The 18,183-nt window shown below is 63.1% G+C and carries 12 protein-coding genes and 1 pseudogene; 3 read left to right on the plus strand and 10 right to left on the minus strand.

Annotated features, from left to right (window positions below; all coding sequences use genetic code 11):
• Positions 1-153 (plus strand): annotated as a pseudogene (locus AB4Z32_RS24035) (IS481 family transposase); the annotation flags it as partial.
• On the opposite strand, the gene AB4Z32_RS24040 reads toward AB4Z32_RS24035, so the two are convergent.
• The 6 genes from AB4Z32_RS24040 to AB4Z32_RS24065 all read right to left on the minus strand — a co-directional run bounded on the left by AB4Z32_RS24040 (position 109) and on the right by AB4Z32_RS24065 (position 9,030).
• On the minus strand, positions 109-1,065 hold the full coding sequence (locus tag AB4Z32_RS24040) for a LysR substrate-binding domain-containing protein (RefSeq protein ID WP_442124393.1): 957 nt from the start codon (positions 1,063-1,065) through the stop codon (positions 109-111). The pseudogene AB4Z32_RS24035 and the gene AB4Z32_RS24040 sit on opposite strands and share 45 nt — an antisense overlap.
• A gap of 9 nt (positions 1,066-1,074) precedes the next feature.
• On the minus strand, positions 1,075-2,937 hold the full coding sequence (locus tag AB4Z32_RS24045; protein ID WP_442124394.1) for a CocE/NonD family hydrolase: 1,863 nt from the start codon (positions 2,935-2,937) through the stop codon (positions 1,075-1,077).
• Positions 2,938-2,954: 17 nt separating this feature from the next.
• Complete coding sequence (locus AB4Z32_RS24050; RefSeq protein WP_442124395.1) at positions 2,955-4,397, minus strand: YfcC family protein; 1,443 nt, start codon at positions 4,395-4,397, stop codon at positions 2,955-2,957.
• 18 nt (positions 4,398-4,415) lie between these two features.
• Positions 4,416-7,184, minus strand: coding sequence for a TonB-dependent receptor (locus tag AB4Z32_RS24055; RefSeq protein WP_442124396.1), 2,769 nt, complete (start codon positions 7,182-7,184; stop codon positions 4,416-4,418).
• A gap of 473 nt (positions 7,185-7,657) precedes the next feature.
• Positions 7,658-8,023: a glyoxalase superfamily protein gene (locus AB4Z32_RS24060; protein WP_442124397.1), complete on the minus strand. Its 366-nt coding sequence runs from the start codon at positions 8,021-8,023 to the stop codon at positions 7,658-7,660.
• A gap of 287 nt (positions 8,024-8,310) precedes the next feature.
• Positions 8,311-9,030 carry a substrate-binding periplasmic protein gene (locus AB4Z32_RS24065; protein ID WP_442124398.1) on the minus strand — a complete coding sequence of 240 codons (720 nt, stop codon included), beginning with the start codon at positions 9,028-9,030 and terminating at the stop codon, positions 8,311-8,313.
• A gap of 320 nt (positions 9,031-9,350) precedes the next feature.
• On the opposite strand from AB4Z32_RS24065, the gene AB4Z32_RS24070 reads away from it, so the two are divergent.
• Positions 9,351-12,668 (plus strand): MHYT domain-containing protein, encoded by a 3,318-nt coding sequence (locus AB4Z32_RS24070; RefSeq protein ID WP_442124399.1) that lies wholly within the window; start codon positions 9,351-9,353, stop codon positions 12,666-12,668.
• Complete coding sequence (locus AB4Z32_RS24075) at positions 12,665-13,675, plus strand: response regulator (RefSeq protein ID WP_442124400.1); 1,011 nt, start codon at positions 12,665-12,667, stop codon at positions 13,673-13,675. The genes AB4Z32_RS24070 and AB4Z32_RS24075 overlap by 4 nt, the downstream gene beginning before the upstream one ends.
• A 17-nt stretch (positions 13,676-13,692) precedes the next feature.
• On the opposite strand, the gene AB4Z32_RS24080 is transcribed toward AB4Z32_RS24075, so the two are convergent.
• The 4 genes from AB4Z32_RS24080 to gmd are packed head-to-tail and all read right to left on the minus strand — an operon-like array spanning position 13,693 to position 17,972.
• A complete protein-coding gene (locus AB4Z32_RS24080) occupies positions 13,693-14,844 on the minus strand; it encodes a glycosyltransferase family 4 protein (RefSeq protein WP_442124401.1) in 1,152 nt (383 codons plus the stop codon).
• 26 nt (positions 14,845-14,870) lie between these two features.
• The gene (locus AB4Z32_RS24085) at positions 14,871-15,989 is read right to left on the minus strand and encodes a glycosyltransferase family 4 protein (RefSeq protein WP_442124402.1); all 1,119 of its coding nucleotides are present in this window, start codon (positions 15,987-15,989) and stop codon (positions 14,871-14,873) included.
• A complete protein-coding gene (locus tag AB4Z32_RS24090; RefSeq protein WP_442124403.1) occupies positions 15,986-16,927 on the minus strand; it encodes a GDP-mannose 4,6-dehydratase in 942 nt (313 codons plus the stop codon). Before AB4Z32_RS24090 ends, AB4Z32_RS24085 begins: the two co-directional genes overlap by 4 nt.
• A gap of 1 nt (position 16,928) precedes the next feature.
• Positions 16,929-17,972 carry a GDP-mannose 4,6-dehydratase gene (gmd, locus tag AB4Z32_RS24095; protein ID WP_442124404.1) on the minus strand — a complete coding sequence of 348 codons (1,044 nt, stop codon included), beginning with the start codon at positions 17,970-17,972 and terminating at the stop codon, positions 16,929-16,931.
• Between the last annotated feature and the right edge of the window lie 211 nt (positions 17,973-18,183).

Consider the following 18,183-nt stretch of genomic DNA (forward strand, 5'->3'; position numbering starts at 1 on the left):
ACATTGCTGAACTACTTGAAGCTGTACAACCACCACATTCCACAACGCGCCATCGACAATAAAACGCCTATCCTCGCACTCAAGGAATGGCAGCAGAAGCGCCCAGAATTATTCGTCAAACGCGTTTACGATCAAACGGGACTGGACAGGTAACGAGTTCTGCTCGTTCGCGAAATGCGCCTTCGTTATTTCCAGGAACGCTCGTGTCAACCGGCTGGGTTGCGCATAGGCTGAGGTGACGAACGAGTAGTCGTTGCTGAGCTGCGGCTCGAAAGGCAACACGAGGCCTCCGTTCCGCAAGTAGGGCTTCGCCAGCATCTCGTTAACCAGCGCGACACCAAGGCCGCGTTCAGCCAATGCACAGGCTGAGCCCACAGTATGCGTTTCCAGCCGTACCTCTGGTCGAACACCGGAGCGCGTAAACTCAGCCTCGATCTGCGCGCGCGAAGTTCGCCCCAGTCCGAGAAGGATCAAGGGGTGGCCACGCAAGAGTTGCGGTGTCAGCACGCGCCGGTCACTAAGAGGATGACCCGAGGAGAGAACGCAGACGGTTGCGCTCGTGACAATGTGCTCGAAATGCAGATCTGAACGCCCAAGAGGTAGTTTAACGAAGCCGCAATCGGCTGCGCGCGTGGCGATCATTGCTTTGGACGTCTCGATGCTGCGCGAATCGATCGACAAGCGTACCCTGGGAAAGCGGTCGAGGAAAGCGCTGACGATATCTGGAAGCACGCCTTCCGAGAAGCTGGGTGGCGCTACCACTTTGAGCTGCCCTACCCGATAGTCGGCGATATCACGTATCAGTGTATAAACGCGCTCGACGCTGCCCACCGACTGGTCGACCTCGTCAAACAGAAGTGTGCCGTCCTGGGTTGGCACTAACTTTCCATGGTCACGATAGAACAGCTCGAAACCGATCTGTTGCTCCAGTTGGGCCAGCATCCGGCTGACTGCCGGCTGACTCATCCCCATGCGCCGCGCGGCTTCCGTCACCGAACCGCACGACACGATCTCGTGGAAAGCCCGCAGGGACCTGAAGCTGATATCGTCCCTCAGGTTGCCCACATCCGCTCCTCAAATCGTGGGATCGCGGACCACCCTTTCGGAAGGAATGACAGGAAGGATAACGGACGATGGCCGGCCGTGCCCAACGAACACGCAATTACGCGCCACCACGGGAGTCGACACGATGCCGGCCGGCGCACCGGTGTTAGGATTGACGTCGAAGTGCGGGAAATTACTGCTTGAGATATCGACTCGGATACGATGTCCCGCAGCGAACAGGTTGCTCGTAGGATAAGACGGGATCTCAATTTGGTAGACGGCATCAGGTTCCAGCAAGGTCGGATGTTCGAACGAGTCACGAAAGCGCATCCGCAGTATGCCATGCGTCAAATTTATGGCGCAACCTTCCGGGAAGTCCTCATTGGGCGGATAGACGTCTAGCACCTTGATCGTGAAGTCGGTATCGAAAGCCGACGACGACACCCACAATTTGACGACAATCTGACCAGTGACTTCCAGCGCCGACTCCAAAGGGGCAGTCTGGAATACCAAGACGTCCTGACGATCCGCCAAGGGGCCGAAGGGAGATGTGGCACCGAATATTCCAGGATCTGTTCGCTGATCGAACGCGCCAGCGAACATCACGGGTGCACCGGAAGCAATCGCCCCTCCAATTGTCGGGACCGGATTGCACGGGTCGAAATCATATTCCAGAGCATCGCATTCGTTTCTCGGCAACTCCTCAGCCAGGACCCCATTGCCATGCAAGTATACCTCCGTATGCGTAGTTCCCGGCAGTGGCCAATCTGCTTCGTCGCGCCAGCGACCGCCGTGTTGCAGGCGGCCGGCGTTATCCTTGCGCCCGCTGCCTCCGCCCATGACGAAGATCTTGACGGCTTGCGGCAGGTACTCTGCCGTTTCTGCCTCGCCGCGCAGATGACGGTCGAACCAGGCAAGACGCAACGCAACGTAATCCGGTGCGATGTTATCGTCGAGCGTTGCGGCCGGCCCGAAATCCACACCGCCAGCAAACGTCACGGAACGCTGACCGTGGGTCCAGGGCCCGAGTACCAGCTTTACCGGCGACTTCTTCAGGCGAGACAATCCAATGTAGTTTTCAGTGGCCGTCAGCGCGTATGGGTCGAACCAGCTGCACATGTGGACCATTGGAACATCGGCCCACTCCGCATAGTGCGCCTGCGCGCACAGAGCTGGACTACGCCAGGATTCGTCGAACACTTCACTGCGCCATTGCTGTAGTACATATTCTTCGTATTCGGGAGCGGCTGCGACCGGCGAGCGGCCCTCGGACCATGGAGTTACACCAATCCAATCGCGGATATCTTGGGCTTCCAGCGCCGCCTTGCGTGCAGGATCGCTGGCAGTGTCAGGCGCGAGCTTGGCATGCTTGAATGCCCAGGTAAGTTGCTTGAGCTCGAATGCGCCCCCTTGGCGGATCCCACTGTGGAATGCGCTAGAAAATCCGCCAGAGTCGAGAAACATCGCAGCCAGGCCCGGCGGCGCCAACGCGGCCATGGCGCTTTGCGCGTGCGCGCCGTAGGACAAGCCAAGGGTACCGATCCTGCCATTGCACCACGGTTGCTGCATTAGCCACTCGATGGTGTCGAAGCCATCCTCGCTTTCATTGGCGTACTTGGTAAAGTCGCCTTCCGATGCGTAGCGTCCACGGCAATCCTGGATCACATAAACGTAGCCGGCGCGCGCGAATTTCTCTGCAATCTCTGGCTTCGAGCGCGCGACCGGGTCTGCCTTGCTGCGGTCGGCATGGTTGGTACCCAGTTTGTTATACGGCGTGCGTTCAAGAAGTACCGGATGGCATCCGCTACCGTCATCCGGGAAATAAATGTCGGCTGCAAGGCGGCAGCCATCGCGCATCACAACAGGTAGGTTGTGCAAAATCTTTCCGTTCACAGCTTCTTCCTGCTAACTCAGTAGTCGATGAGCACGGCGATCATGACCGCCGCGGTTGAAAGTGCAGTGAACACGCAGAACACCGGGAGCACGAAGCGGAACCAGGTGCTGTAAGGGATATTCGCTGTTGCCAGGTAAGCCAGCAACATGCCCGAAGTGGGCGCAAACATATTCACCAGGCCGTTACCCAACAAGAAGGCGAGAACGGTAGTCTGACCGCTGACGCCGACGCTGTGCGCGATCGGCGCCAGGATCGGAATGCTCAAAGCTGCCTTGGCCGAGGTCGAAGGAATCAGCAGGGTCAGGAACATTTCGAACAACATTACCAACGGTGCCACGATCACCGGCGGCAACATGGCTACATGGTGCGAGGCGAAAGCAATGATGGTGTCGAGGATCATCCCGTCACGTAGAACCAGCTCGACACCGCGGGCCATGCCAACCAGCAGCGCCGCCAGCATCATCGACTTCATGCCGTCCACGAAAGCGTGCGCGCCTTCTCGCGGCGACATCCCGGCAGTAGCGCCTATCAGCAGTGCGCTGACAACGAACAGCGATGCGAATTGTGCATCGCGCCATCCGAAGTTGGCCGATCCGACTACCAGCAACAGAATAGTGGCGGCCACGACCAGCAGTACAGCGAGATGGCGAAGCGATAGTGCGCGGTGATCGCAGTGCACTTGCACCTTGCCCACCTGTCTCCCCATTCGCAGCACTACCGCGATCGCAATGGCGAGAAACACAGCCCAGATCGCAAAACGGAGGCCGGCGCCGCTGAATGCCGGCGCGCCGACGATCGGCTGAGCGATCAGCAAGGCCACCGGATTCGTAACCGATGCAAGATAGCCGACCTTTGCGGCGAGCGTCAGCATCGCAAAACCGAACAGCTTGCTGCGCCCCATGCGTTCGGCAAGCGCAATGACGATCGGGATGATCAGGAGGTATTCCGAGATCAAGCCGAGGAAGGTGCTGCCCGCAGATATTGCAATCATGACGACCGGGGTAACGATACCGACCCGGCCCCCTGTTAAGGAAAGCAGCCGTTCGATGCCGGCGTCAAGCGCGCCGGACGTACGCAGGACGCCGAACATGCCCCCCAACAGCAGGATCATGAAAATCAGGTTGGACGATTTGACCAGGCCCTCTGGTATCGCAGTCACGAGTGCGACCGGAGAAACCGGCCGGGCGGCAGTCGGTGCCACGGCTTTCGGCTCCTTGCCGCCATCCTCGGCCTTTTTCGATGCCGGGGGTGGCAGCAAAGCGTTACCATTCAGCGCTTTCGGCAACTCCCGGTAAGTTCCGGGAAGGACGAGCCCGTTTGGCGCGCCGCCTTTGCGCTCGAATTGGCCAGATGGGATCATCCATGTCAGAGCGATTGCCACGGCGAGCGCCGCGAACATCATCATGACCGGATCGAGCGCCCAACGTCGCGTTCCTTTGTATTGTGTACCGTGGTTCATGGACGTCCAGTCTGTTTCTTAGAACTTGCTCGATATCTTCGCGTACATGTACCGGCCGCGTACATCGTAGGTATACATATCGAAGTTAATCGGATTGTTGGCGGCCGATGCAGGCGGCTGTTTATCGAAGACGTTGTCGATACCGAGCGCGAAGGTCACATTCTGGCCGGGCAGGGTGTAGCCCAGCTGAAGGTCGTTATACGTGACAGCGCCGACCGTCCCGCCATTGATGGCATTGCCCGGCAAGTCGGCAGTGTGGCCGATGTAACGCGCTTTCCAGCTTGCCGTCCAGTTCGCTGCGATATAGCGGATCGATGCCTGACCTTTCAAGCGCGGGAAGGTCGAGCGCGGCAGGTCCGATTTACCGGCCCGGTCGTCGATGACCACGGATCCGTCCGGTTGCGGAACGTACGAACGGTAGCGCTCAAGATAGGACAGGTCGAGCGCGGAGTCGATCTTGCCGCCAGCCACCGGGACTACATAGCGAGCAGTCGCGTCAATGCCCGACACTTCGATGCGCGACAGATTGACCACTGCCTGGGTCAGCTGCTGCACTTCGCCAGTAGGGGCACGAACGACCAGATTACAGAAATTGCCCGTCTGTGCGCACGATTGCAGGATCTGGGTCGCGGTTTGCGAAGCAATGGCGTCCTTCACCTTGATCAGGAATTTGTCCGCGGTCAGGCTAAATCCGTTCAACACGCCCGGCGTCCAGGACAGCCCAAGGCTGTAGGTGTCAGCAGTTTCTGGCTTCAGGAAGCGGTTGCCCGCAGTGATGCCGCGGGTGAGACCGCCGTTGTATTGGCTCTGGTTGTAGCTGGAAGGAACGCCCGCACAGCCAGGCAGACCTGCGCCGCCACCGTTGCAAGGATCGACGGTCGGGAAGTTTGTCTGGCGCTGCCCCTGGTACAGCTCGAGGATCGAGGGAGCACGGAAACCTTGCGAATAAGTGCCACGCACCAGCAGCGATTTCACCGGACGGTACAGGATGCCGAGCTTGCTGGTCGCCTTGCCGCCCACGGTAGAGTAACGTGAATAACGCACTGCCCCGTCCAGCTCCAATTTTTCGATACCCGGCAGATCCGACAGGATCGGTGCGCTCAGCTCGGCATAAGCTTCGTGCAGGTCGTAGCTGCCGCGCGTCAGGTCGCGGGCGGAGGCGGTGGTCGGTGCCTGTGCTACGCCGTTGACTAGTGGAAGAACGCTCGACAATTGGTTGGCGAAAGCATCAGGCAGATCTTCTGCGCCTTCCCGGCGATACTCATAGCCAGTTGCCAGGCCCAGCGAGCCACCGGGCAGTTCCATCAGGGTGCGGGTCGCGTTGAAAGCCAGGTCGGTTTGCTTCGTGCTGTTTTCATCATGGCCGTTGAAGCGGATGTAGTCGGCCATGGCAGGCGTGATAGCGCCGAAGATATTCAGGGGCACGCATCCCGACGCGCTCGCACAAGCTGCGGCCGGGCCGAGCGCGCGGTAGACGTTCTCCATATTGATCTGGTTATAGGCATCGAACGTAGCCCGTACCTTCGAATGGGACAAAGTGGCATCCCAATCCCACCGACCGAAGAGGTCCACACTACCGTCCAGGCCAACCAGCAAACGCGACGTGTCTACATGCTGGACGTTGTCGCGGTTGCCCACCTCCACCGGAACACGCTGGATGCGGAAGGTCGAACCGGAAAAGCCGAGCGCATTCGCCGCCGGCACCCCATTGGCGATACCGAATGCGTTATAGGCCTGGTCGCTGGGAATACTAAAGCCATTGCTGCCACGGATATCCAGCGGATAGGGTGCGAACAGCTGGCTCGACCTGCGCGTCGAATACATGGCCTCGACGTGGGCACTGACGTTTTCGTTGATACGGTAGGTCAGGCGGCCAAACAAGCCACTGGTCCTGCTCGGGCCGGTAGCATAAATGCCTTGGGTTTGCGTATTGTAATAATCGTCCGGCAGTGCGGCCCGGTGAAAGCTGTCGTCCGCATTTGCAGCGTTTCCGATCGACGTGACGCCAGAGTTCCGGGTAATAGCGTTAGCAGCGTTGGACGCAAAGCCAGCCGGCGTGCCGAAGTACTTGTTGTTCGAAAGGCCAGGCAGAACGTACAGGCCTTGCGGGCTGGTTGGCGGCGCAGTCAAGGGGGCCAGTGCCGTACGGCTGATGTCGCGGTCCGCGGTCAGGATCGGTTTCGAATCGTTGAAGCTGGCCGACAGGAAGACAGAGGCATCGTCGAATTTCTTTCCCCAATTGATGAAGCCATTGTAGTTGCGGTTGTCGCCGCGCGAGGTTTCGCCGACGCGAAAATCGGTCTGAAAGCCATTGAGACGGCGCTTGGTGTGAATGTTCACCACGCCCGCGATCGCATCGGCGCCGTAGATCGCTGAGGCGCCATCCTTCAGCACTTCGATGTTGTCGATGATGCCGAGCGGGATCGAGTTGAGATCGACGAAGTCGCGGAAGCCCCGGCCTCCTGCCGCACTGGGCCAGCGATGACCGTCTACCAGTACCAGTGTCCGGTTGCCGCTGCCTTCGGCACTGCCAAGATAGCGCAGGTTGATGGAGCTGACGCCGAACGACGTGCCCTGGGTGCCGTTGGAATTCAAACTCACGCCAGTGTTCGGCAGGCTCTGCAGCATGTCGCCAACAGAGGTCGGAGCGGCAAACTTGATGTCGTCGCCTGTCATCGTCACCATTGGCCCGACCGTGTCTGCGTCACGTCGTGCGATACGACTGCCTGTAACCTTCACGACTTCAATTTTTCCAACCGGTTGCGCCGGCTGGACATTTTCCTGCACGGGTACGGTCCCTGCCACCTGCGCTGAGGTAGTCCCTACAACCGTTACCCCAAGGATGGTTGCCGCACAAACTGACCAGTGACTTCTTGGCTTCATTACGATGTCTCCACTGTTGTCTTTTCCCGCCAAACTATTGTTCAGCACCAAGTATTGAAGAGTATGGACAACCAATAACAACATCAACCTTATGGCAAGATTTCATAAGGCCATGCAAGTTTGGTATGAAGATCAAAAGATCGCAAAGGGAGCCCTCAGCAGACGAGCAAGGGCTTTAGAGGTGAATGGCCACGGCTTTTCCAGGAACTCGAGAGCCGTTGAAAATACCGCTTTTCGTACTCTACCGGCGGCAGATCGTTGCTGAAACCATGTCGGCGCTTCGGATTGTCGAATATCTCGATATAGTCAAAGACATCCTGCCTTGCATCCGGATCCGGTTCTGTTGGCCAAAATTCACATTTATTCTGGCCAGGTACTTAACCCGCCTGCTCCACCAACGCAATACACACCCCGCTCGGATCGATGATCGAGAACTCGCGCGTGCCCCACGGCCGTGTGCCGAGCGCGCCGTTCGGATGCACGCAGCCGGCCGCCTGGCAGCGCTCATGCAGCGCATCGACGCCGTCGACGACGATCCGCAGGCTGGTCTGGTCGGCCAGGTACTTGTCTTCATTGAAAAACAGGTTCAGCCAGGCCGAATCGCGTCCGACGATCGCGAATCGGGCCGGTTCGGCGTCGCGGTAATCGAGTTCGAAGCCGAATGCGTCGCGATAGAAGCGAATGGCTTCTTCGACGTCGCGGGCAGGAATCAGGGGTGACACACGCAGGAAACGGGTGGCCATCGGAGCCTCATGTCAGGAGCCGGCCGGGATGCCGGCTGATCGTCCACGATACCCCTGGGTTATCGGATGGTCAACAAAGCTAAACGACCTGCTCCTGAAAAGGCCGCGCTGCCGCCGTGGCTCAGCGCTCCCGTACGCGGCAGGGCGTCGCGCAGGGACAGCATGCGAAGGGAGCCAAGCGAGAAACGGTCGGTCGGAATGAGGGATGCCGTCACAACTTCCTCTGCGGTTCAGTTGCAGGTTTTCCATCATACATAAACGACCCGTGTCGGGTCGCACGCGGAAACTCAGCGTTGCGCCGGCATGCCGATCGCGTCGTAGCGGTGCGGGATCTGCTGCAGGGTGCCGTCGCGCTCCATCGATTCGAAGGCCGCGTTCATGCGCGCCGTCAGGGCGTCGGGCACGCCGCGGTTGCAGGCCAGGTAGACGCGGATGCGGTTGAAGACCAGCACCGGCACGATCTTGTCGCCATAGCCCAGGCGCGACAGGGTGGCGCTGCCGCGCCGGAAGCTGGCGGCCCAGAGGTCGATGCGGTCCGCCATCAGCTTGCGTGGATTGAGCAGGTCGTTCGGCGCCGGGTCGACGTCGAAGCCGCGCGTGCGCAGGTATTGGTCACGGGCGTCGCCGTTATACGTGCCGATGCGGTATTTGCGCGCCTCCTCCAGGCTGTCCAGATGCAGCTTGCGGTCGGCGCGCGCCATCAGGACCCATTCGGCCTCGCCGATCGGTCCGATCCACTTGAACAGGGCTTCGCGCTCGGGCGTGCGGGTGGTGGAGAACACGCAGGTGTCGTCGTGCTCGAGTGCCGCGGTGTAGGCGCGCTTCCATGGCAGCAGCTCGATCGTGTGATCGATGCGGGCGCGCGTCATGATCTCGCGCACGGTGTCGGCGCCGATGCCGATCACGCGCGGCCCGTCCTGCATGCTGTGCGGCGCCGCGGCCTCGGTGGTGAGATGCAGACGCGGTACCGGCTGTGCCTGCGATGCGGCACAGCCAAGGGCAAGCATTGCGGAAACAATGATTGTGTCGATTCGCATAGCGCACCCGATGCCAACGCTGCCGTCTGGCAGCGACCTGTGCAACTAGCATACCAGCAACATCCGGCCTGCGGCAATTCATAACAACTCGACAATTTTCGTCAAATTGGTGGTGCCAACGCGACAGGATTTGCTACTGATCCTTCACTATCTACTTGTACCATAACATTTTCCTGTGAGAAAGTGACATACTTGCGTGCCCATTGACAACAATCGCCGTCATTTTCATCAAATTTATGCTGTTTTCATTGTTTAACGTGCCCGACGATCCGTCCCTGCTGAGTTACGGGATGTATACGCCTGGCCTGGTGATCCTGTCGGTGCTGGTGGCCATCTTCGCTTCCTGGATGGCGCTGCTGATCGCCGGCCAGGCGGCCGCCAACCGCAGCCAGCGCTGGATCGTGCTCGGCACCGGCAGCATGGCGCTGGGTACCGGCGTGTGGGCGATGCACTTCATCGGCATGCTGGCCTTCGACCTGTGCACCGACGTCGACTACGATCCGGTCGCCACCATCATCTCGGGCGTGCCGAGCATCTTCGCGTCGCTTGCCGCGCTGTGGCTGATCGCGCGCGAGCGCCTGGGCGGCTGGGGCCTGCTGGCGGGCGGCGTGGTGGTCGGCGCCGGCATCGGCACCATGCACTACGCCGGCATGGCGGGCATGCGGATGGGCCTCGAACTGCATTACAACCTGCCGATGTTCCTGCTGTCGATCGTGGTCGCGGTGGTGCTGGCGACGCTGGCCTTGTGGGTGCGTTTCGGCCTGTCCAGCCTGTCGCACCGCCTCAGCGAGAGCCGCCGCATCTTCCTGGCCGCCGTCGTGATGGGCTGCGCCATCGCCGGCATGCACTATACCGGCATGGAAGCCGCGCGCTTCGTCGGCCGCGCCGCCCAGACCACCCACAAGGCGCAATCCGATACCTTCCTGGCGCTGGCGATCAGCCTGATCACGGTCGCCTTCACCATCTTCGTGCTGGGCGGGAACGGCCTGCTGCGCTACCGCCAGTTGTTCCGCGAACTGTCGCGCAGCGAAGCCTGGATGCGCGCCCTCCTGACCACCACGGTGGACGGCGTGGTCACCGTCGACCGTTCCGGCACCATCCTCGAATTCAATGCCTCGGCCGAGCGCATCTACGGCTGGACGCGCGAGAAAATCCTCGGCCAGCACATCCGCGTCCTGATCGGCGACGAGGAAGCCTCGGCCCAGGTCGGCCTGCTGCGCACGCTGCAGACCGGCGAAATCTCGGCCGGCGCCCAGAGCGCCGACGTCACCGGCCGCCGCAAGGACGGCAGCATCGTGCCGATCCGGCGCGCGGTCGGCCATGCGCGCCTGGACGACAAGGAGCTGTTCGTCTGCTTCATCACCGACATCAGCGAGCGCCGCGCGATGGAACAGGCGCTGCGCGCCAGCGAGCAGCAGTTCCGTTCCCTGATCGGCAATATTCCCGGCATTTCCTACCGCAGCCTGCTGGAAGGCGACCGCCCACTGGTCTTCATCAGCGACGCCGTCGAGCGCATCACCGGCTACCGCGGCAGTGACTTCGTGCCGACGCAGCCCGGCAAGCCGGCGCGCCGCAGCTTCGACGCCCTGATTCACGCCGCCGACCGCGTGCGCGTGCTGGAGGCGATCGAGACGGCGCTGCGCGACGACCATCCCTACCTGGTCGAGTACCGCCTGCTGCACGCCGACGGCAGCGTCCACTGGCTGTGGGAAAACGGCACCGGCGTACGCAACGACGCCGGCGATCTGCACTGGCTGGACGGCGTGATCCTCGACATCACCGAACGCCGCCAGATGGAAGACGCGCTGCGCGAGGCGAAGGAAAACGCCGAGCAGGCCGCCGCGGCGCGCGCCAGCTTCGTGGCCAATATGAGCCACGAGATCCGCACGCCGATGAACTCGATCCTCGGCTTCACCGATGTGCTGCTCGACGGCGAGCTGGCGCCCGAGCAGCGGCGTCACCTCGATACGATCCGCAGCGCCGGCCGTGCGCTGCTGCGCCTGCTGAACGAGATCCTCGACACCGCCAAGCTGGAAAAAGGCGCGGTCGAGCTCGAGCAGAACGACTACAACCTGCTGTCGCTGATCGACGAACTGTCGTCGACCCTGGCGGCGAATGCGCGCGCCAAGGGCCTGCACGTCGACATCCACTACGACCCTGCCCTGCCGACCTGCCTGCGCGGCGACGAGCTGCGCGTGCGCCAGGTGCTGACCAACCTGCTCGACAACGCGATCAAGTTCACAGAAAAGGGCAGCGTCACCCTGCGCGCCTCGCTGCTGGACGAACAGCTGCACTTCGAGATCAGGGACACCGGCATCGGCATCGCGCCGGAGCGCCTGCAGGCGATCTTCGATCCCTTCACCCAGGCCGACGCCTCGATGACGCGCCGCTTCGGCGGCACCGGCCTGGGCACCACGATCAGCAAGCAGCTGGTCGAGCTCATGGGCGGCAGGATCTGGGCCGAGAGCGAACAGGCCAAGGGCACGACCTTCCACGTGGTGCTGCCGCTGCTGCTGGCGCGCTTCGCGCCGCAGCAGCCGCGCGTACGCACCCCGGCCGCCCTGCCGCCGCTGCGCGTGCTGGTAGCCGACGACGTGCCGCAGAACCAGGAACTGCTGCAGCTGCTGCTGGCGCGCCGCGGCCACACCATGACCGCCGCCGGCGACGGCGTCCAGGTGGTCGAGCTGGCCGCGCGCGAAGCCTTCGACGTGATCCTGATGGACTTCCAGATGCCGACCATCGACGGCCTCGCGGCGACGCGCCTGATCCGCCAGCAGGCCGAAGCCGCCGGCCGCCCGCGCGTGCCGGTGATCGCGATGACCGCCAGCGTGCTGCCCGAACATCGCCGCGCCAGCGTCGACGCCGGCATGGACGGCTTCGCCAGCAAGCCGGTCGACTGGTTCGCGCTGTCGCACGAGATCGCACGCGTGCTGGGCCTGGGCAACTTTCATCCGGACCCGGACCTGCCGGTCCAGGAACGCATGATTCTGAACCGCCAGGCCGGCCTGCGCCGCTGGAGCCACAAGGAAGACGCCTATCTGGAGGCGCTGGCGCATTTCGAAAGCCAGCACGCCGGGCTGGTCCAGGCACTGGCGGCTCAGGCTTCCAGCGCCGACTACCGCGCCTTGCGCATGCTGGCGCACCGGGTGCGCGGCGTCGCCGCCAACCTCGGCCTGGAGCTGCTGGCCGATGCCCTCGGCAAGCTGGAAGGCCTGGTCGACGGCGACAGCGGCAAGCTCTATCCGGGCGCCGAGGATACCCTGCGCGATTCCCTGACCCGGCTTGAAGCGTTGCTCGACGGCGGCCTGGCGGAGATCCGCGCCGCGCAGCCGGCCCCGGCGGCCGCCAAGGCGAAGGCCGTCCATCCGGGCTTCGACCTGGAACGCGCCAAGCGCGCCGGCAATGTCCTGCGCGAAGCCCTGCGCCGCGGCGGACTGGACGACGCCGCCTCGGCCGGTCTGGCGGCAGCGCTGAGCGGCCATCCGCTCGCCGCACGCGCGGCCCAGGTCCACGCGGCGATCGCCGATTTTGATTTTGATTTGGCCCTGCAGCAGCTCGACGCTGTGCTGGGCGCCATCGACGACATGGCACAGGAGATGTCCGAATGAGTACCGTCACCCTTCCGCTGATCCTTGCGGTCGACGACGAAGCAAGCAACCTGCAACTGCTGCGCCAGATTTTGCAGGACCATTACCGCCTGCGCTTCGCCAAGGACGGCCCGCGCGCACTCGAACTGGTGCGCGAGGAATGTCCCGACCTGATCCTGCTGGACGTCATGATGCCGGGCATGAGCGGCTACGAAGTCTGCGCCGCCCTGAAGGCCGATCCGCGCACGGCCAGTGTCCCGGTGATCTTCGTGACCGCGCTGACCGACACCGACGACGAGCTGGAAGGCTTCGAAGCCGGCGCGGTCGACTACATCACCAAGCCGGTCAGCCCGCCGATCGTGCGTGCGCGCGTGCGCACCCACCTGTCGCTGGTGCGCATGGAAGAGCTGCGCGCGACGCGCCTGGAAATCGTCCAGCGCCTCGGCCTGGCCGCCGAGTACAAGGACAACGAGACCGGCCTGCACGTGATCCGCATGAGCCACTTCTCGCGCATCCTCGGCCTGGCGGCCGGCATGGGCGAGAACGAAGCCGACGACCTGCTGCACGCGGCGCCGATGCACGACGTCGGCAAGATCGGCATCCCCGACCGCATCCTGCAGAAACCCGGGCCGCTCGACCCCGACGAATGGAAGATCATGCAAAGCCACGCCGCCATCGGCGCCGAGATCATCGGCGAGCACCCGAGCGGCATGCTGGCGCTGGCGCGCAACATCGCCCTCACCCACCACGAGAAATGGGACGGCAGCGGCTATCCGAAGGGGCTGGCGGGCGAAGCGATTCCGCTGGAAGGAAGGATTACGGCGATCGCCGACGTGTTCGACGCCCTGACCTCGGTGCGTCCGTACAAGAAAGCCTGGAGCGAAGAGGAAGCGCTGGCCTTCCTGGTCGAGCAGAAGGGCAAGCACTTCGATCCGGCCCTGGTGGACCTGTTCATCGGCCAGATACCGGCGATCCGGGCGATCCGGCAGCGCTGGGCGGAAGATACGCAGGATCTGAAAGCGGCCTGATTGACCACCCGCGAACGTCACCCCAGCCGCGTCGCCGGCCTCAACCCCACCTGCTCCCGCCGCGCCACCAGTTCCTGGTACAGGCTCACATACCCGTCCGCCATCTGCTCGGCGGTGAACAGCTGCCAGTAGCGCGCCTCGGCGCGGCGTCCCATCTCGCTGGCCAGTTGCGGATCGTCCCACAGGGTGCGCATCGCTTCGCGCAGGGCTTCGTGGTCGGAGGGCGGCACCACCAGGCCGGTCTGCTGGTGGATGTTGATGTAGGTGGTGCCGGTGCCGATCTCGCTCGAGATCATCGGCTTGCCGAACATCGCGCCTTCGAGCAGCGAGATGCCGAAGGCTTCCGAGCGCAGGTGCGAGGGGAAGGACACCGCATAGCACAGCTTGAGCAGGGCAACCTTGTCCATGTCGTCCAGCTTACCGACGAACATCACGTTCTTCAGGCCCAGGCGCTCGGCGTGGGCCTTCAGCTCCTGCTCGATCGGGCCGGCGCCGACGATCACCACCGGGTAATCGGTACCCGCCACCGCATCCAGCAGGATGTGCAGCCCCTTGTAGTAGCGCAGCACGCCGACGAACAGGAAGAATTTCGGGCCGACCTTGGCTCGCCAGTGGTCCAGCAGCGCCTCATCCGGCTCCGGATAGCTGGACTTGTCGAGGCCGAAGGTGATCACGCGGGTCTTGTCGCGGTAGCGGTCCAGCACCGTGGACGAACCCAGGTAGTTGGGCGACGTCGCCACGATCGCGTCGACGCTCTGCAGGAAACGGTTCTGCAGCGGCTGGTAAAAGCGCAGCAGGGCCTTCTGGCGCACGATGTCGGAATGGTAGGTCACCACGCTGGGCTTGTTCACGCGCGCCAGGAAGTGGGCCAGGTCCATGAAGGGCCAAGGGAAATGGTAGTGCACGACGTCGGCATCAAGCGCCATGCGCGCCAGCTCGGAAATCGCCTGCAGCGACACCCCGTTCGATGCCAGCTCGAAGTTCTGCGGCACCCGGTGCACCATATGCCCTTCGAACTCGAAAGGCCGGAGGTCGGTCTCGCGCGACAGCGACAGCACCTGGTTGGTCACCCCCAGCCGCCCGGTTCCGACGCACATCTGGCGGATGACCTGTTCGATCCCGCCCACCGAATCGGGATAGTAGGTCTTGTAGAAGTGAAGGATACGCATGGCTAAATTGCTAGAGCACTGAATCTTTAGATAAGTGAACGGTAGACGGCGGCAGTCTGGCGCGCCGTCGCACGCCAGGTCAGCTGGGCCGCGCGCGCGCGCCCGGCGGTGATGCAGCGCGCCCGCAGCGAGGGCTCGCGCACCAGGGCCAGCATGGCCTCGCCGATCGCCTTGACGTCGAGCGGATCGACTTCGAGCGCCGCCCTGGCCGACACCTCGGGCAGCGAGGTCACGTTCGAGGTCACCACCGGCACACCCGATGCGAAGGCTTCGAGCACGGGAATTCCGAAGCCTTCGTACAGCGAGGGAAACACGAACACGCCGGCGCCGGCATACACGTGGCGCAGCTGGGCGTCGTCCGTCAGGCGGTTCAGCCAGATCACGCCGGCGCCGTCCGCCACCTTGGCGGCGATCCGGCGCAGCAGCTCTTCCGAACGGGCGCCGGCATTGCCGACGATGACCAGCTGGCGCTCGTCGCGCACCGCCCGCGGCAGCGCGAGCCAGGCTTCCAGCAGGCGCTCGACGTTCTTGCGCGGCTGCAGCGTGCCGACGAACAGGAAGTAGCCGGGCCGCAGTCCGCAGGCCTGCAGCGTGGCCGCCACTTCGCCCGGCGCCGGCGGTTCCAGCCATTCCTCGTCGACGCCGTTCGGCACCACCGAGATACGGCGTTCGTCGACGCCGAAGCAGTCGACCAGTTCCTCGACCGCATACTGCGACACGGCGATCACGTGGTCGGCCTTCTGCGCCGCCTTGCGCTGCAGCCAGTTCTTCATTCCGCGCAGGCGCGGATTGCACCATTCGGGATGCTTGATCGGCAGTGCGTCGTGCAGGGTCGCCACCACCGGGCAATCCATCCGCGCCACGCGGTAGTCGGTCGCGTGGAAGACGTCGGCCGGCATGTGGATGCGGTGCGCGCTCGGCGTCAGCAGGTCGATCAGGGTGGCGCGCCCGAAGGATTGCGGCAGCGCCCGGCCCTCGCTGGGCGGGATCTTCCCTTCCGGCCAGGAGAACGGCAACACCTCGCAGCCGGCAGCCGGCAGGTGGCGCAGCAGGGCCCGGGTGTACACCCCGATGCCGTCCAGCCGCCCGCCAGTGAAGCCCGGTTCGATCATGGTCGTTCCCAGGCCGACTCTCACTCCACTCACGCCGTGTACATCCAGCGCAGCGTGTCAAGCAGCGGGGTCGGCTCGACCTTGCCGATGACGCCGGCTAGCTTGGCGTTGCTGCCGGTGAGCGTCAGCACCTCGTTGGCGCGCACGAAGGCGGGATTGACGTGCACTTCGATGCGGTAGCCGGCGATCTCGCTCATCATGTCGATCAGGCTTTCCAGCGAATGCGGCTGGCCCGAGCAGACGTTGAAGGCTTCGCCGGCGGGCGCCGCCGCCAGCAGCCGGCGGTAGCTCCTGGCCACCATGCGCACGTCGGAAAAGTCGCGCGCGATCGCCAGGTTGCCCAGCTCGATGCGGCGCGCTTCCTTGCGGAAGTGGGAGACGATCTTCGGCAGCAGGAAATTCTCGGTCTGGCCGACGCCGGTATAGTTGAACGGACGCGCGATCGTGATCGGCAGCTTGTCCATCCACAGGCGCGCCATGGTTTCCATTGCCAGCTTGCTGACCGCGTAGTCGTTGGCCGGATTCGGCGCCACGCTTTCGTCGATGACGGCCACGTCGGCGTTGCCGTAGATATTGGCGGAAGAAGCCAGCAATACGCTGGACGGCTTGTGCGCGCCGGCCGCCAGCGCTTCCAGCAGGTTGCGGGTGCCGACCACGTTGACGCGGTACATCTGGTCGGCATCGTTATGGGCCACGAAGGCGATGGCGGCCAGGTGCACGACCACGTCCGGCCGCACCTGTTCGACGGCCGCGGCAACCGAGGCGCGGTCGAGCAGGTCGACGGCGAAGATGTCCGGGCCAGTCGGCTCGCCCGGCAGCACGGTGCCGTGGACGTGGTAGCCGGCGGCGCTCAGTTCGCGCGCCATGTAATAACCGGTGAAACCGCGCAGCCCGGTGATCAGGGCGCGCTTGCCCTCGCCTTCGCGCCCTTCGACCATGCCGGCGATCTCGTCCGTGACCATGCGGTTCATGTCAGAACGAGAAACCCAGTTCGTTGCGGCGCAGGTCGGCGTCGACCATCATCTGGCACAGCTGTTCCAGCGTGGTGTGCGCCTTCCAGCCGAGTTCGCGCTCGGCCTTGCCCGGATCGCCGATCAGCAGGTCGACCTCGGCCGGGCGGTAGAACTTGGGCGACACGCGCACCAGCAGCTTGCCGGTACGGCCGCAATGACCGGTCTCGCCCTCGCCCTGGCCCTTCCATTCGACGTCGATGCCGGCGCCGCGGAAGGCCATGGTCACGAAGTCGCGCACGGTCTCGGTGCGGTTGGTGGCCAGCACAAAGGTGTCCGGCTGGTCGGCCTGCAGCATGCGCCACATGCCTTCCACGTATTCGCGCGCATAGCCCCAGTCGCGCTTGGCGTCCAGGTTGCCCAGCTCGAGCACGTCGAGCTTGTTCAGCACGATCTTGGCCACCGAGTCGGTGATCTTGCGGGTCACGAATTCACGGCCGCGCAGCGGCGACTCGTGGTTGAACAGGATGCCGGAACTGCCGAAGATGCCGTAGGATTCGCGGTAGTTGACGGTCATCCAGTGCGCATACAGCTTGGCCACGCCATACGGGCTGCGCGGGTAGAACGGGGTGCTCTCGATCTGCGGCACGGCCTGCACCTTGCCGAACATTTCGGAGGTCGAGGCCTGGTAGAAGCGCGCTTTCGGATGCACGATGCGGATCGCTTCCAGCAGGTTGACGGCGCCCAGACCGGTGATCGAGGCGGTGGTGACCGGCTGCTCGAAGGAGACGCCGACGAAGCTTTGCGCCGCCAGGTTGTAGACTTCGTCCGGGCGGGTCGATTCCAGCAGGCGGATGCTGGAGGAGAGATCGGTCAGGTCGTACTCGACCAGCGACAGGTTCGGGTGGTTCTCGACGCCCAGTTCGGCGATGCGCCAGAAATTGACAGAGCTGGATCGGCGGAAAGTACCTGTCACGTGGTACCCTTTTTCCAGGAGCAACTGCGCAAGATAAGCGCCATCCTGGCCCGTAATGCCGGTAATCAGGGCTCTTTTTGTAGTTTGCATGTTCTAGGTATTTCCAGGTGCTGGTCTGAGGAGGCCACCGCGGCAGGCGGCTGGCGTTTGGGAGAGTCCGGACCAGATAATTCCGACAAACCCCGCATTGTAACAGAGCCAATGCTTGCAGCTTTGCACGGGAGAAAGCGTGCCAAAGACACAACATATACTTGACTATTATCACCTGAAACAGTTGAACCACGTCGCGTGATTACGCATT

Origin of the sequence: Massilia sp. 2TAF26 (assembly GCF_052115005.1) — a bacterium.
Classification (GTDB): Bacteria; Pseudomonadota; Gammaproteobacteria; order Burkholderiales; family Burkholderiaceae_D; genus Telluria.